Source organism: Muricoccus nepalensis (assembly GCF_006438825.1).
GTDB lineage: Bacteria > Pseudomonadota > Alphaproteobacteria > Acetobacterales > Acetobacteraceae > Roseomonas > Roseomonas nepalensis.
Genome location: NZ_RCZP01000005.1, coordinates 32,961 through 46,665 on the forward strand (window position 1 = coordinate 32,961; position 13,705 = coordinate 46,665).

Annotated in this window: 10 protein-coding genes and 1 tRNA gene; 5 read left to right on the plus strand and 6 right to left on the minus strand. The window is 72.9% G+C overall.

The genetic code is table 11. The annotated features are described in order from the left end of the window. Positions 1-64: 64 nt before the first annotated feature. From ypfJ to EAH89_RS07725, 6 genes are all read right to left on the minus strand, one after another. Positions 65-1,033, minus strand: a complete 969-nt coding sequence (ypfJ, locus tag EAH89_RS07700; protein ID WP_140882227.1) for a KPN_02809 family neutral zinc metallopeptidase — start codon at positions 1,031-1,033, stop codon at positions 65-67. 79 nt (positions 1,034-1,112) lie between these two features. Further along, a complete protein-coding gene (locus EAH89_RS07705) occupies positions 1,113-1,964 on the minus strand; it encodes a Rossmann-fold NAD(P)-binding domain-containing protein (protein WP_140882228.1) in 852 nt (283 codons plus the stop codon). Between the two features lie 51 nt (positions 1,965-2,015). Continuing rightward, complete coding sequence (gene fzlA, locus EAH89_RS07710; RefSeq protein ID WP_140882391.1) at positions 2,016-2,684, minus strand: FtsZ-binding protein FzlA; 669 nt, start codon at positions 2,682-2,684, stop codon at positions 2,016-2,018. Between the two features lie 140 nt (positions 2,685-2,824). Next, positions 2,825-7,342 carry a glutamate synthase large subunit gene (gene gltB, locus EAH89_RS07715; protein ID WP_140882229.1) on the minus strand — a complete coding sequence of 1,506 codons (4,518 nt, stop codon included), beginning with the start codon at positions 7,340-7,342 and terminating at the stop codon, positions 2,825-2,827. A 14-nt stretch (positions 7,343-7,356) separates the two neighbouring features. Continuing rightward, positions 7,357-8,793 (minus strand): NAD(P)-dependent oxidoreductase, encoded by a 1,437-nt coding sequence (locus EAH89_RS07720; RefSeq protein WP_140882230.1) that lies wholly within the window; start codon positions 8,791-8,793, stop codon positions 7,357-7,359. Between the two features lie 218 nt (positions 8,794-9,011). After that, positions 9,012-9,959, minus strand: coding sequence for a complex I NDUFA9 subunit family protein (locus tag EAH89_RS07725; RefSeq protein WP_140882231.1), 948 nt, complete (start codon positions 9,957-9,959; stop codon positions 9,012-9,014). A 193-nt stretch (positions 9,960-10,152) separates the two neighbouring features. On the opposite strand from EAH89_RS07725, the gene EAH89_RS07730 reads away from it, so the two are divergent. The 5 genes from EAH89_RS07730 to lptB all read left to right on the plus strand — a co-directional run bounded on the left by EAH89_RS07730 (position 10,153) and on the right by lptB (position 13,660). Next, a tRNA-Leu gene (locus EAH89_RS07730) sits at positions 10,153-10,239 on the plus strand. Positions 10,240-10,375: 136 nt separating this feature from the next. Further along, positions 10,376-11,026: a ribonuclease D gene (locus EAH89_RS07735; RefSeq protein WP_140882392.1), complete on the plus strand. Its 651-nt coding sequence runs from the start codon at positions 10,376-10,378 to the stop codon at positions 11,024-11,026. A 104-nt stretch (positions 11,027-11,130) separates the two neighbouring features. Further along, positions 11,131-11,889 carry an LPS export ABC transporter periplasmic protein LptC gene (gene lptC, locus EAH89_RS07740; protein ID WP_241666909.1) on the plus strand — a complete coding sequence of 253 codons (759 nt, stop codon included), beginning with the start codon at positions 11,131-11,133 and terminating at the stop codon, positions 11,887-11,889. Next, positions 11,886-12,911 (plus strand): LptA/OstA family protein, encoded by a 1,026-nt coding sequence (locus EAH89_RS07745; RefSeq protein WP_140882232.1) that lies wholly within the window; start codon positions 11,886-11,888, stop codon positions 12,909-12,911. Before lptC ends, EAH89_RS07745 begins: the two co-directional genes overlap by 4 nt. Next, positions 12,908-13,660, plus strand: a complete 753-nt coding sequence (lptB, locus tag EAH89_RS07750; RefSeq protein WP_140882233.1) for an LPS export ABC transporter ATP-binding protein — start codon at positions 12,908-12,910, stop codon at positions 13,658-13,660. Before EAH89_RS07745 ends, lptB begins: the two co-directional genes overlap by 4 nt. Positions 13,661-13,705: the final 45 nt, after the last annotated feature.

Consider the following 13,705-nt stretch of genomic DNA (forward strand, 5'->3'; position numbering starts at 1 on the left):
GATCGCCCAGCCCTTCGGCGTTGCGGGGGCCGGCGCCGCCGTCTTCCCCGGCGGGGCGGGCAGCTCAGCCCTGGAAGGTGTCGCACTGGCGGATGTCGCCGCTCTCGAGGCCGCGGCGGAACCAGCGGACGCGCTGCTGGGAGCTGCCGTGGGTGAAGCTCTCGGGGCGGATGCGGCCGCCGGTGACGCGGTCGTCGCCGACGGCGGCGGCGGCGTTCAGGCCCTGCTCGATGTCGCCGTCCTCGAGGATCTGGTGGGCGCGGTTGGCCTGGTTGGCCCAGACGCCGGCGAAGCAGTCGGCCTGGAGCTCCACCCGGACCTGGAGCTGGTTCCGCTCCGTTCCGTCGGCCCGGGCTTGGGCGCGCTGAACCTGGGGAAGGACGCCGAGAAGGTTCTGGACGTGGTGGCCGACCTCATGCGCCACGATGTAGGCGGCCGCGAAGTCGCCGGTGGCGCCGAGCTGGCGCTGGAGCCGGGCCATGAACTCGAGATCGATGTAAACGCGGCGGTCCTCGGGGCAGTAGAAGGGGCCGGTCTGGGCCTGGGCGGCGCCGCAGCCGGACTGGGTGGCGCCGGAGAAGAGGACGAGGACGGGCTCCTCGTAGCGGCGGCCCATCTGGGCGAACTGGGCGTTCCAGACGCGCTCGGTTTCGCCGAGGACCTGGCCGACGAAGCGGCGGCCGGAGTCCTCGCTGCCGCGCTCGGCCTGCCGGCCGGGCTCGCTGCCGGCCTGGCGGCCCGGGTCGTTGCCGGCCTGGCGGCCGGGGGCCGGGCGGTCCGCGCCGGGGTCGTAGCGGCGTTCCTGCGGGGCGGGCTGGGGCGCGGGGTCGCCGCCGCCGAGCAGCATGGAGGGGTCGACGCCGAGCAGGAGGGCGACGACGAGCAGCACCACGCCGCCGATCCCGCCGACGGCGATGCCGCCGCCGCGGCCACCTCCCCCGCCCAGGCCGCCGAAGCCGCCGCCGCCGAAGCCACCGCCGCCCTCGCCGCGGCGGTCCTCGACGTTGTCGCTCTCAGGACCGTCGAGGCGCATGGCGTGGGGCTCTCTTCTTCATGGCAGGGGGCGAACGCCGCCCCGGGGGTGGGGTTGCGGGCGGGGTCCCTCCCCCGCCTCAGCCGCCCTCGGCGAGGATGGCGGCGAGGCCCTCGCGCCAGGTCGGGTAGCGCCAGGCGATGCCGAGCGCGGCCTTGGTGCGGCCGTTGGCGACGCGGCGGTTCTCGGACCAGAAGGAGAGCGCCATGGGGGACATGGTGGCGCGGGCCTCCTCGAAGGGGATCGCCGGCGGGGGCTCGAGGCCGAGGAGGCGGGCGGCGCCCTCGGTGACGGCGGCGCTCTCGGCGGGCTCGTCGTCCGAGAGGTGGAGGACGCGAAGGCCCGGCGGCGGGGGGTTGGCGGCGGCGGCGAGGACGGCGCGGGCGATGTCGTCGCGGTGGATGCGGCCGAAGGCGTGGCCGGGCAGGACCGTGCGGCGGGCGGTGCCGGCGCGGAGGTCGTCGAGCACGGAGCGGCCGGGGCCGTAGATGCCGGCGCAGCGGAAGAGGTCCACGGCGGCGCGGCCGGCGAAGGCCTCCCAGGCCCGCTCGGCCTCGCGCCGGCGGCGGGAGCGGGGCTGGGCCGGGGCGGGCTCCGTCGTCTCGTCGACCCAGGCACCGCCGCGGTCGCCGTAGACGCCGGTGGTGGAGAGGTAGCCGATCCAGCGGAGCGGGGCGGCGTCCAGCGCGGCGCGGTGGGCGGCGAGGACGGGGTCGCCCTCCTCACCCGGCGGGGCGGTGACGGCGAGGTGGGTGGCGGCGCGCAGCGCGGGGGCGGCCTCGGCGAAGGGGATGACGGCCGTGCCGCCGGGGGCCGCGACGCGGGCGGGGTCGCGAGCGGTGGCGGTGACCCGCCAGCCCGCGGCCAGGGCGTCGCGCGCGATGGCGAGGCCGCTGAAGCCGAGGCCGACGAGAAGGAGGTGGGGCTGCATGCCCCCATGCTGGTCGGTTCGGGCGGGCGCGGCTAGGCCGGCGCCGCGCCCTCAGAAGTCGAGGTCGGCGTAGTGGTTGGGCGGGGTCAGGCCGCTCACGCGGTCCGCCAGGATGGGGCGGAAGGCCGGGCGGGACTTCACGCGGGCGTACCAGTCCTTCACCGCGTCGTTCATCGACCAGTCGACGTCGCCGATGTAGTCGAGGCAGGAGAGGTGGGCGGCGGCGGCGAGGTCGGCGAGCGAGATCTGGCCCCCCGCGAGCCAGGCGCGGCTCTCGGCGAGCCAGCCGATGTACTCGATGTGCGGCTTGATGTTGGCGTAGCCCGCGCGCAGCGCCCCGGCGTCCGGGTTGCCGCGGCCGAGCATGCGCTTGAGCTGCTTCTCGAAGTAGAGGTTGCGGGTGACCTCGCGGTCGAACTTGCCATCGAACCAGGCGACGAGGCGGCGGACCTCGGCGCGCTCGGCGTGGGTGCGCCCGATGAGGGGCATGTCGGGGTAGGCCTCGTCGAGGTACTCGCAGATCGCGCTGCTGTCGGCGATGACGAGGCCGGTCTCCTCCTCCAGCACGGGGACCGTGCCGGCGGGGTTCATCGCCAGGAACTCCTCGCGCCGCTCCCAGATGCGCTCGGCGCGCAGCTCGAAGGGGATGCGCTTCTCGTGGAGGGCGAGGCGGACCTTGCGGCAGGCCGGGGAGAGCGGGAGGTGATGGAGGATGCGCACGGGGCGGGTGTTTGCCACCGCGGGGCCTGCCGGGCAAGATGGGATGGAGGTTTAACGAACCCGCTCAACGCCTTGTAGTGTCAGGTTTTGTGCAATCGATCACGGGCGGGAGCCGGCGGTTGCCCGCCGGCCTCCTCCGGTCACTCCGCGGCCATGAGCTGGTCGCTCATGGGCTGCGGCAGGAGCTTCGCGTAGTCCTTCGGCACGACGTGCCAGAAGCGGTCGCGCTCGGTGGCCCAGTCGTTCAGGATGCGGGCCGCGAGGCGCGAGCCGGTCTCCTGGACGTGGCGCTGGATGAGGCCGCGGAGCATCCCCTCCCAGTGGGCGGAGCCGAGGCGGGCCCAGAGGAGGGTGTCGCGGTTCAGGCGGCGCTCGAAGGTCTGATCCGCGTCCCAGACGAAGGCTTGGCCGCCGGTGAAGCCGGCGCCGAAGTTGTCGCCGACCGCGCCGAGGATGACCACCGCGCCGCCCGTCATGTACTCGCAGCCGTTGGCGCCGATGCCCTCCACCACGCAGGTCGCGCCGGAGTTGCGGACGGCGAAGCGCTCGCCCCCCTGCCCCGCCGCGAAGAGCTCGCCCGCCGTCGCGCCGTAGAGGACGGTGTTGCCGACGATGGTGTTCTCCTCCCAGAGGAAGTTGGCCGACGGGCCGGGGCGGACGACGATGGTGGCGCCCGAGAGGCCCTTGCCGACGTAGTCGTTGGCGTCGCCCAGCACCTCGAGCTTGAGGCCGCGGACGCCGAAGGCGCCGAGCGACTGGCCGGCCGAGCCGCGGAGGCGGACGGTGAGGTGGCCGGGCTGCAGGCCGGTCATCCCGAACTGGCGCACGATCATCGAGCTCGTCTTGGTGCCGATGGCACGGTGCGTGTTCTGGATGTTGTACTGGAGCTGCATCTTCTCGCCGCGGGAGAAGAGGGCGGCGGCGTCGCGGATCATGTCGGCGTCGAGCGTCTCCGGGACCTCGTTGCGGCCCTCCAGCGTGCAGTGGGAGGGATGGCCGCCGGCATCGGCCTGGACGAGGAGCGGGTTCAGGTCGAGGTCGTCGAGATCCTCGGCGCCGCGGGAGACTTGGCGGAGGAGGTCGGTGCGGCCGATGACGTCCTCGAGCTTGCGGACGCCGAGCGAGGCGAGGATCTCGCGCACCTCCTCGGCCACGAAGGAGAAGAGGGAGATGACCTTCTCCGGCGTGCCCTCGAACTTGGCGCGGAGCGCCTCGTCCTGGGTGCAGACGCCGACGGGGCAGGTGTTGGAGTGGCACTGGCGGACCATGATGCAGCCCATGGCGACCAGGGAGGCCGTGCCGATGCCGAACTCCTCGGCGCCGAGCATGGCGGCGATGACGACGTCGCGCCCGGTCTTGATGCCGCCGTCGGTCCGCAGCTTCACGCGGTGGCGGAGGCGATTCAGCAGCAGGACCTGGTGGGTCTCGGAGAGGCCCATCTCCCAGGGAAGGCCCGCGTACTTGATCGAGGTGACGGGCGAGGCGCCGGTGCCGCCCGAGTGGCCGGAGACGAGGATGGCGTCGGCCTTGGCCTTGGCTACCCCGGCCGCGATGGTGCCGATGCCGCTGCGGGACACCAGCTTCACGCAGACGGTGGCCTCGGGGTTGATCTGCTTCAGGTCGTAGATGAGCTGGGCGAGGTCCTCGATCGAGTAGATGTCGTGGTGGGGCGGCGGCGAGATCAGCGTGACGCCCGGGGTGGAGTGGCGGAGCTTGCCGATGAGCTCCGTCACCTTGAAGCCGGGAAGCTGGCCGCCCTCGCCGGGCTTGGCGCCCTGGGCGACCTTGATCTCGATCTCGCGGCAGTTGTTCAGGTACTCGGCCGTTACGCCGAAGCGGCCGGAGGCGATCTGCTTGATGGCGGAGTTCGCGTTGTCGCCGTTGGCGCGGGGCTTGGCGCGCGCGGGGTCCTCGCCGCCCTCGCCGCTGTCCGAGCGGGCGCCGATGCGGTTCATGGCGATGGAGAGGGTCTCGTGCGCCTCCGGGCCGAGGGCGCCGAGCGAGATTCCGGGCGCGAGCAGGCGCTTGCGGATCTCCGTGATGCTCTCGACCTCCTCCAGCGCGATGGGCTTGCTGGGGGGCGCGCGGAAGTCCAGCAGGTCGCGCAGCGCCACCGGGGGAAGCTGGCGGACGGCGTGGCTGTAGCGCTTGTAGGTCTCGTAGCTGTCGGCGTTCACCGCCTTCTGCAGGAGGTGGATGAGGCTGCCCTCGAAGGCGTGGGCCTCGCCGCGGCGGCGGAGCTTGTAGAGGCCGCCGACGGGCAGCACGGGGGTGGCCGCGTCCCAGGCGGCGGTGTGCATGTCGAGCACGCGGCGCGCGATGCCCGAGAGGCCGATGCCGGAGATGCGGGACTGGGTGCCGGGGAAGAACTCGGCGACGAGGGCGCGGGAGAGGCCGATCGCCTCGAAGTTCATGCCGCCGCGATAGGAGGAGAGCACGCCGATGCCGATCTTGGACATCGTCTTCAGCAGGCCCTTGTCGATGGCCTTGCGGTAGCGGGCGACGCATTCCTCGACCGAGAGGCCGGGGAAGAGGCCGCGGCGGTGGCGGTCGGCGATGCTCTCCTGCGCGAGGTAGGCGTTCACCGTGGTCGCGCCGGCGCCGATGAGGACGGCGAAGTAGTGCACGTCCATGCATTCCGCGCTGCGGATGTTGAGGCTGGTGAAGGTGCGGAGGCTGTGGCGCACGAGGTGGGTGTGGACGGCGCCGACGGCCAGGATCATCGGGATGGCCGCGCGGTCGGTCCCCTGGGCCTCGTCCGAGAGGATGACGTGGGCGCAGCCGGAGCGCACGCCCTCCTCGGCCTCGCGGCGGATGCGCTCGATGGCGCGGCGGAGGCCGGGCTCGCCCTCGGCGACGGGGAAGGTCGCGTCCACCTCGCAGGCGGTGTCGCCCATGTAGCCGCGCATGGCCGCGAACTCGGCGTTGGACAGCACGGGGCTGTCCAGCATGAGCATGTCGCACTGGGTCGGGTCCTCGTCGAGGATGTTCCCGAGGTTGCCCAGGCGGGTCTTGATCGTCATCACGCGCGTCTCGCGCAGGCTGTCGATCGGCGGGTTCGTCACCTGCGCGAAGGCCTGGCGGAAGTAGTGGTGCAGGCCGCGGTACTGGCGGGAGAGGACGGCGATGGGGGTGTCGTCGCCCATGCTGCCGATGGCCTCGGCGCCTTCCTCGACCATGGGGTGCAGGATCGCTTCCAGGTCCTCGAGCGTGTAGCCCATGGAGAGCTGGCGGCGGCGGAGGGACTCGCCCTCGAGCGTCGCGCCCTCCCGCGCGTCGGCCTTGACGATGCCGTCGATGCGGGTGGTGCGGCGCGTCCAGTCGCCCCAGGGCTTGCGGGCGGCGAGCGTGTCCTTGAGCTGGCCGTCGTCGTAGAAGCGGGCCTCGTGCAGGTCCACGCCGATGCACTGCCCGGGGCCCAGGCGGCCGCGGGCGATGATGCTCTCCTCGGGGAAGCGGACCATGCCGGTCTCGCTGCCGACGACGAGCATGCGGTCCGCGGTGACCGTGTAGCGCATGGGGCGCAGCCCGTTGCGGTCGAGGCCGGCGACGACCCAGCGGCCGTCGGTGGCGGCGATGGCGGCGGGGCCGTCCCAGGGCTCCATGACGGCGTTGCAGTAGAGGAAGAGCTCCTGGTGGGCCTTCGGCATGGTGGCGTTGGAGCCGATGCTCTCGGGGATGAGCATCGCCTTGGCCATGGGCGCGTCGCGGCCGGCGCGGACGAGGAGCTCGAAGACGTTGTCGAGCGACGCCGTGTCGGAGTTGCCGGCCTGCACGACGGGCTTGATGTCCTCCATGAAGGGGTCGAGCAGCGCGTGGGAGAGGCGCGTCTCGTGGCTCTTCATCCAGTTGACGTTGCCGTGCACCGTGTTGATCTCGCCGTTGTGGGCGAGGGTGCGGAAGGGCTGGGCCAGGCGCCAGGTGGGGAAGGTGTTGGTGCTGTAGCGCTGGTGGTAGATGGCGAAGCGCGAGACGAAGCGCGCGTCCAGCAGGTCGGGGTAGAAGACCGAGAGGCTCTCGGCCAGGAACATGCCCTTGTAGATGATGGAGCGGCAGGAGAGCGTGCAGAGGTAGAGGTCGGGGATCTGGGCCGCGATGGCCTGCTTCTCGATCCGGCGGCGGATGACGTAGAGGTCGCGCTCGAAGACGGCCTCGTCGCGCTGCTCGGGGTCGTAGATGAGGATCTGCTCGATCTCGGGGCGGGTGGCGTTGGCCTTCTCGCCGATGCAGGCGACGTCGATCGGGACCTGGCGCCAGCCGTATATGCCGTAGCCCGCAATAAGGATCTCGGACTCCACGATCGAGCGGCAGCGCTCCTGCGCGCCGAGGTCGGTCTTGGGCATGAAGACCATGCCGACGCCGATGCGGCCGGGGCGGAGGCGGTCGCCGCCGTGCTCCACGACTTCGGCGAAGAAGTCCTGGGGGATCTCGACGTGGATGCCGGCGCCGTCGCCGGTCTTGCCGTCGGCGTCGACCGCGCCGCGGTGCCAGACGGCCTTGAGCGCGTCGATGCCGGCCTGGACGACGTCGCGGCGGGCGATGCCGTCGAGCGCGGCCACGAGGCCGACGCCGCAGGCGTCGTGCTCGGTCGTGTCGATATGGGCCTCGTCGCGGAGGAGGGCCGTGTTGGCGAGGTGCCGGGACACGTAGTCGGTCATGGTCGTTGCCTCGCTCACTCGGCGGCCTGGGGGACGGCGTCGCGCGCCTTGACGTAGTCGGCGATGCGGTCGGCAGCGTCGCGGCCGTCGCGGATGGCCCAGACGACGAGGGAGGCGCCGCGGACGATGTCGCCGGCGGCGAAGACGCCGGGCAGGCTCGTCATCATGTTGCGCCGGTCCACCGTGAGCGTGCCCCAGCGGGAGACGCCGAGGCCGGGCTCGTCGAACATCCGCGGCAGGTCCTCGGGGTCGAAGCCGAGCGCCTTGATGACGAGGTCGGCGGGCTCGGTGAACTCGCTGCCGGGGATGGGCTCGACCTGCTGGCGGCCGGTGGCGTCGGGGAGGCCGAGGTGCATCTTCGTGACGCGCACGCCGGTGACGCGGGTGTCGCCCTCGAAGGCGTCGGGGGCGGAGAGCCAGGCGAAGCGGACGCCCTCCTCCTCGGCGTTGTGCACCTCGCGCATGGAACCGGGCATGTTGGCCTTGTCGCGGCGGTAGAGGCAGGTGACGGAGGCCGCGCCCTGGCGGATGGAGGTGCGGAGGCAGTCCATCGCGGTGTCGCCGCCGCCGATGACGACCACGCGCTTGCCGGCGGCGTCGAGGGCGCCGCTGTCGAACTCCGGCACGTCGTCGCCGAGGCCCTTGCGGTTCGAGGCCGTGAGGAAGGACATGGCGGGGACGACGCCGTCGAGATGCGCGCCGGGAACGGCGATGTCGCGGGCCTTGTAGACGCCGGTCGCGATGAGGACGGCGTCGTGGCGCGCGCGCAGCTCCTCGAGCGTGACGTCGCGGCCGATCTCGCTGTTGAGGTGGAAGTGGATGCCGCCCTCCTCGAACTGGGCGGTGCGGCGGGTGATCACGTCCTTCTCGAGCTTGAAGTTCGGGATGCCGTAGATCATCAGCCCGCCCGCGCGGTCGTAGCGGTCGTAGACATGGACCTGCCAGCCCTGGGTGCGGAGCTTCTCGGCGGCGGCGAGGCCTCCGGGGCCAGCGCCGATGATGGCGACGGAGTGCTCGAGCTCGCGCACGGGGGTGGGCGGCTTGACCCAGCCCTTCTCCCAGGCGGTGTCGTTGATGTAGCGCTCGACCGCGCCGATGGTGACGCTCTCGAAGCCCTTCTCGATGACGCAGTTGCCCTCGCAGAGGCGGTCCTGCGGGCAGACGCGGCCGCAGATCTCGGGGAAGGTGTTGGTGGCCGCGTTGACCTCGTAGGCCTCCTCCAGCCGGCCCTCGGCCGTCAGCTTCAGCCAGTCCGGGATGTTCTGCTGGAGCGGGCAGTGGACGGAGCAGAAGGGGACGCCGCACTGGGAGCAGCGGCTGGCCTGCTCGGAGGCGCGGGCGGGGTCGAAGCGGGCGTAGATCTCGTCGAAGTCCTCGCGCCGGATCGTCGGCTCGCGCTTCTCGGGCGTCTGCTGGGACAGGCGGACGAACTGGAGCATGCGCTCGGCCATGGCGCGATCCTTGCAATGCTTTCCGGACCCGCGGGCGTCCCGAATGGCGGCGGGGCGAGCCGAGGGGCCTGTTGGCGCGCGGTTTGCCATAGTCCCACGGGGTTCGCGAGACGAAAATCACCGCTAGGGCAGCATGGCTGTCCTTATTCCGCGGCAGGCAGGGCTGCGTGGGGTTTGCGCAGCCCAGGGCGCGGCGCGTTGGGTCCGGATCGGACCTTTCAGCCGGGGATCACCGCGCGGCGGCCGCCGCCCTCCCGGAAGCGCGTGAGGTAGCTCGGCAGGATGGCCTCCAGGGAGGTGGGGGCGATGCCGAGCTCCGCGAGGCCCGGGAGCATGCCGGAGGGAACATTGTCCCGCTTGAGAAGGATGATCTGGTCCCCGGTGAGCGGCGGGTTGGGGAGCCAGGCGGTGAGCTTCGCCTGGAAGGAGGCGAGGCCCTCCGGCATCTCCACGATGGGGCGCCGCCGGCCGATGAGCTGGAGCATGTATTCGAGGAGGGAGCGGAAGGTCGCGGCGCGGGGGCCGGCGAGCTCGTAGGTGCGGCCGGCGGCCTCGGGGCGGTCGATCGCGGCCATGACCGCGTCGGCGACGTCGCCGACGTAGACGGGCTGGAAGCGGGTGCCGCCGCCGACGAGGGGGAGCACGGGCAGGACGCGGGCGAGGCCGGCGAAGCGGTTGAAGAAGGAGTCCTCGTGGCCGAAGACGATCGAGGGGCGGAGGATGGTCGCGCGCGGGAAGGCGGCGAGCACGGCGGCCTCCCCTTCCGCCTTGCTGCGGGCGTAGAGGCTGGGCGAGGCGGGGTCGGCGCCGATGGCCGAGACCTGGACGAGGTGGGCGACGCCGGCCGCTGCGGCGGCGGTGGCGATGCGGCCCGGCAGGGCGGCGTGGACGCGGGCGAAGTCGCCCTCGCGGCGCTCGGCGAGAATGCCAACGAGGTTGATGACGACCTCCGCGCCCTCGACCGCGCGGTGCAGGGAGGCCGCGTCCATGGCCCCGGCGGCGGCCGGGGCGATCTGGCCGACGGTGCCCTGGGTCATGAGGCCGCGGGCGCCCTCGGCGCTGCGGGTGACGACGCGCACGACGTAGTCCTGGCGCGCGAGGCGCTGGACGACGTAGCGGCCGATGAACCCGGTTCCGCCGAACACCACCGCCACACGTCGCGCCATCGGCCGCCTCCGTTCCGCAGGAATCGCTGCTCTCGTGGCGGGGAACTTAGGGCCGGCGCCGCCCGGCGCAAATCTCCCCTTGCGGCGCGGCGCCTCGGGGCGCCGATTCCGCGGCGGGGTGCCTTGACGGCGGTCCCGGCGCCTCATAGAAGCCCGCCCACGCCCTCTCTGATACGAGGGTGCTGGCCCCCTTGCCCAGGTGGCGGAATTGGTAGACGCGCAGGTTTCAGGTACCTGTGACCGCAAGGTTGTGAAGGTTCGAGTCCTTTCCTGGGCACCACCGCCTCGACGGCGAGAGATCGTCCCCCCTGGGGGACGCCGGGCGTGATCCCGTTGCGCCGCTTGCCGGCCCTGCCCCTTCCCTCCCCGGCCCTCCCGTGACCGACGGAGCGACCCGCGTGGGAACGACGCTCTTCATGCCGAACGCCACCCTCCACCTGCACCGGGACGACCTGCCCGAGGGCCTGTCGCTCGGCCCGGTCGTGGCCGTGGACACGGAGACGATGGGGCTCAACCCGCATCGCGACCGGCTCTGCCTCGTGCAGCTCTCGGCGGGCGACGGGGTGGCGCATCTCGTGCAGATCCGCCCGCCGGAGCTCGGCGGGCCGCCGCGGCGGGAGGGGCTTGCGGACTGCCCGCGGCTGCGGGCAATGCTGGCCGACCCCGGGACGGTGAAGCTGTTCCACTTCGCGCGCTTCGACGTCGCGATCCTGCGGCAGGCGCTGGGGGTGGAGGTGGCGCCGGTGCGCTGCACAAAGGTGGCGGCGAAGCTGGTGCGGACCTTCACGGACCGGCACGGGCTGAAGGAGCTGTGCCGGGAGCTGCTGGGAGTCGAGATTTCGAAGGGGCAGCAGACGAGCGACTGGGGCGCGCCGGAGCTGAGCCCGGAGCAGCTCGCCTACGCGGCCTCCGACGTGCTGCACCTGCACGCGCTGTGGGAGAGGCTGGAGGCGCTGCTGCGGCGCGAGGGGCGCCTTGCCCTGGCCGAGGAGTGCTTCCGCTTCCTGCCGGCGCGGGGGGCGCTGGACCTGCTGGGCTACGGCGACCCCGACATCTTCGCGCACTGAGCGCGCCGTGCCGGGTGCGCGGGCCTAACCTATGGCATGATTCTTGGAAGAATGTGGGTCTCGTCCGCGTTGACCGGTTCCCGGCCCCGCTCCATACAGGGGCCGTGACCCTCCGAGCCTCCACCACCCCCCCGGCCAGCGACCCGGTTCCGCCGGGCGCGCCCGTGCGCGCGGCCGATCCGGGCGTCGCGGCCCCCGAGGAGGCGGGGCTGGTGCTGCCGGCGGAGTGGCGGGAGAGGCCGGTGCCGTCCCGCGCCCGGCGCGGCTACACGCGGGGGTCGATGCGGCGGCGGCGCTTCGCGGTGCGCTTCCTGAAGTTCCTCCTGCCGGCGGCCGCCCTGGCGCTGATGTCGGCGATCGTGCTCTGGCCGGAGTTCGAGCGCACGGGGGAGAGCGCACGGCTCTCCTTCCGGCGGCTCAGCCGCGCTGCGCCCGAGGCGGTGCGGGTGGTCGATCCCCGCTACCAGGGCATCGACGACACGGGGCGGCCCTTCAACGTGACGGCGTTCACCGCTTCGCAACAAGGAAGCAGCAATGTGGTCGACCTCGAGGCCCCGCGCGGGGACATGACGCTGACGAACGGGGGCTGGGTTCTCCTGGACAGCAAGACGGGTCGGCTCGACCGGAACGAGAACATCCTCGACCTCTGGGGCGACGTGACGATCTGGCAGGATGATGGAACCTTGATCGAGACCCAGCAGGCGCGCGTGGACGTGAAGGAGGGCCACGCGGAGGGCGACAGCCCCGTGGCCGCCCAGGGGAGCTTCGGCACCCTGACCGGCGAGGGGTTCCGGCTCCGCGACCGCGGGGCGGTGGTGGTCTTCACCGGGAACGCCCGCGCCGTGCTGGAGGGCAGCCGGTGAGGACTCTTCGCGCGGGGGTCCTGGGCCTTGGGCTTCTCGGGGCGGCGGCGGGCCTCTCGCCGGCGCTCGCGCAGCCGATCGACCTCTCGGGCGGCGGGCCCGTCGAGATCACGGCGACCGAGGGGATCGAGTGGCGCCAGGGCGAGCAGGTGATCGTCGCCCGCGGCAAGGCGCGGGCGGTGCGGGACGGGGTGACGGTGGACGCGGCGCGGCTGATCGCCCGCTACCGCCCGCGCGCCCCGGCGCCCGGCGCCGCGGCCCCCGCCGCGCGAGGCGAGGCGGCCGGGTCCGAGAACCCGATGTCGGGGGGCGAGATCTGGCGGCTCGAGGCCGAGGGCGACGTGCGGATCACCACCGCGACCGACAAGGCGCAGGGCGACCGCGGGGTCTACGACATGGACCAGGCGGTGATGGTGCTGACGGGGCGGGACCTGAAGCTGACCACGCCGAACGACACCATCGTGGCGCGGGACAGCCTCGAGTACTGGTCGCAGCGGCGCATGGCGGTCGCGCGCGGGGCGGCGCGGGTGACCACGAGCGACAACCGACAGATCATGGCGGACACGCTCGTTGCCTACTTCCTGGAATCGGCGCCGGGCGTGCAGGCGGCCGCGGCGCGCGCGCCGGCCGCCGGTGGGGCCGCCAGTGGGGCCGCCGGTGGGAGCGGGGCCGCGCCGCGGCCGGTGCCGGGCGAGGGATCCAAGGTCGACCGGGTGGAGGTCTTCGGCAACGTCGAGATCCGCACGGAGACCGAGGTCGTGCGCGGCGACCGCGGCGTCTACAGCCCCGTCTCGGGCATGGCGCGCGTGCTCGGCAACGTGCGCATCACGCGCGGGCAGAACCAGCTCCAGGGGCAGGAAGCGATCGTGAACCTTCGTACGGGCATCTCCCGCCTCGTCTCCGCGCCCGGGCAGCGGGTGCAGGGTCTGGTGCTGCCGAGCTCCGGCCAGGAGGCGACGCCGCCGGGCGGCGCGGCGGCGCCCTCCCCGTCTCCCTCCCCGGCGCAGGGGCGCGGGCGATGAGCGAGGCGCTGAAGGTGGTGCCGGGGGAATCGGGCCTCGTCGCGCGGGCGCTCGGCAAGCGCTACAAGAAGCGGCCGGTGGTGCGGGGGGTGTCGCTCAGCCTCAAGCGGGGCGAGGCGGTGGGGCTCCTCGGGCCGAACGGCGCGGGGAAGACGACCACCTTCTACATGATGACGGGGCTGGTGCGGCCGGACGAGGGCCAGGTCTTCCTCGACGGGCACGACGTGACCATGCTGCCGATGTACCGCCGCGCGCGGCTCGGGCTCGGCTACCTGCCGCAGGAGGCCTCGATCTTCCGGGGGCTGTCCGTGGAGGACAACATCCGGGCGGCGCTGGAGGTGGTGGAGCCGGACCGCGAGCGGCGGGACGGGATGCTCGACAGCCTGCTCGCCGAGTTCGGCATCGCGCATCTGCGGCGGGCGCCGGCGCTGGCGCTGTCGGGGGGCGAGCGGCGGCGCTGCGAGATCGCGCGCGCGCTGGCGACGCACCCGGCCTACATTCTTCTCGACGAGCCGCTGGCGGGCATCGACCCGATCGCGGTGGGCGAGATCCGCGACCTCGTGCGGCACCTCAAGGACCGCGGGATCGGCGTGCTGATCACCGAGCACAACGTGCGCGAGACGCTCGCCATCATCGACCGGGCCTACATCCTGCACGACGGCCAGGTGCTGATGGAGGGGCGGCCGAGCGAGATCGTGGCGCACGAGGGCGTGCGGCGCGTCTATCTCGGGGAGCGGTTCAGCCTGTGACGGCCTGGACACCTCTCGTTGTCGCAGCGGCAGGCGCGGCGTGGT

Excerpts from the sequence above, each read along its gene's own strand:
- ypfJ (WP_140882227.1), bottom strand. The coding sequence starts at position 1,033 with ATGCGCCTCGACGGTCCTGAGAGCGACAACGTCGAGGACCGCCGCGGC.
- EAH89_RS07705 (WP_140882228.1), bottom strand. The coding sequence starts at position 1,964 with ATGCAGCCCCACCTCCTTCTCGTCGGCCTCGGCTTCAGCGGCCTCGCC.
- gltB (WP_140882229.1), bottom strand. The coding sequence starts at position 7,342 with ATGACCGACTACGTGTCCCGGCACCTCGCCAACACGGCCCTCCTCCGC.
- EAH89_RS07720 (WP_140882230.1), bottom strand. The coding sequence starts at position 8,793 with ATGGCCGAGCGCATGCTCCAGTTCGTCCGCCTGTCCCAGCAGACGCCC.
- EAH89_RS07725 (WP_140882231.1), bottom strand. The coding sequence starts at position 9,959 with ATGGCGCGACGTGTGGCGGTGGTGTTCGGCGGAACCGGGTTCATCGGC.
- EAH89_RS07735 (WP_140882392.1), top strand. The coding sequence starts at position 10,376 with ATGCCGAACGCCACCCTCCACCTGCACCGGGACGACCTGCCCGAGGGC.
- lptB (WP_140882233.1), top strand. The coding sequence starts at position 12,908 with ATGAGCGAGGCGCTGAAGGTGGTGCCGGGGGAATCGGGCCTCGTCGCG.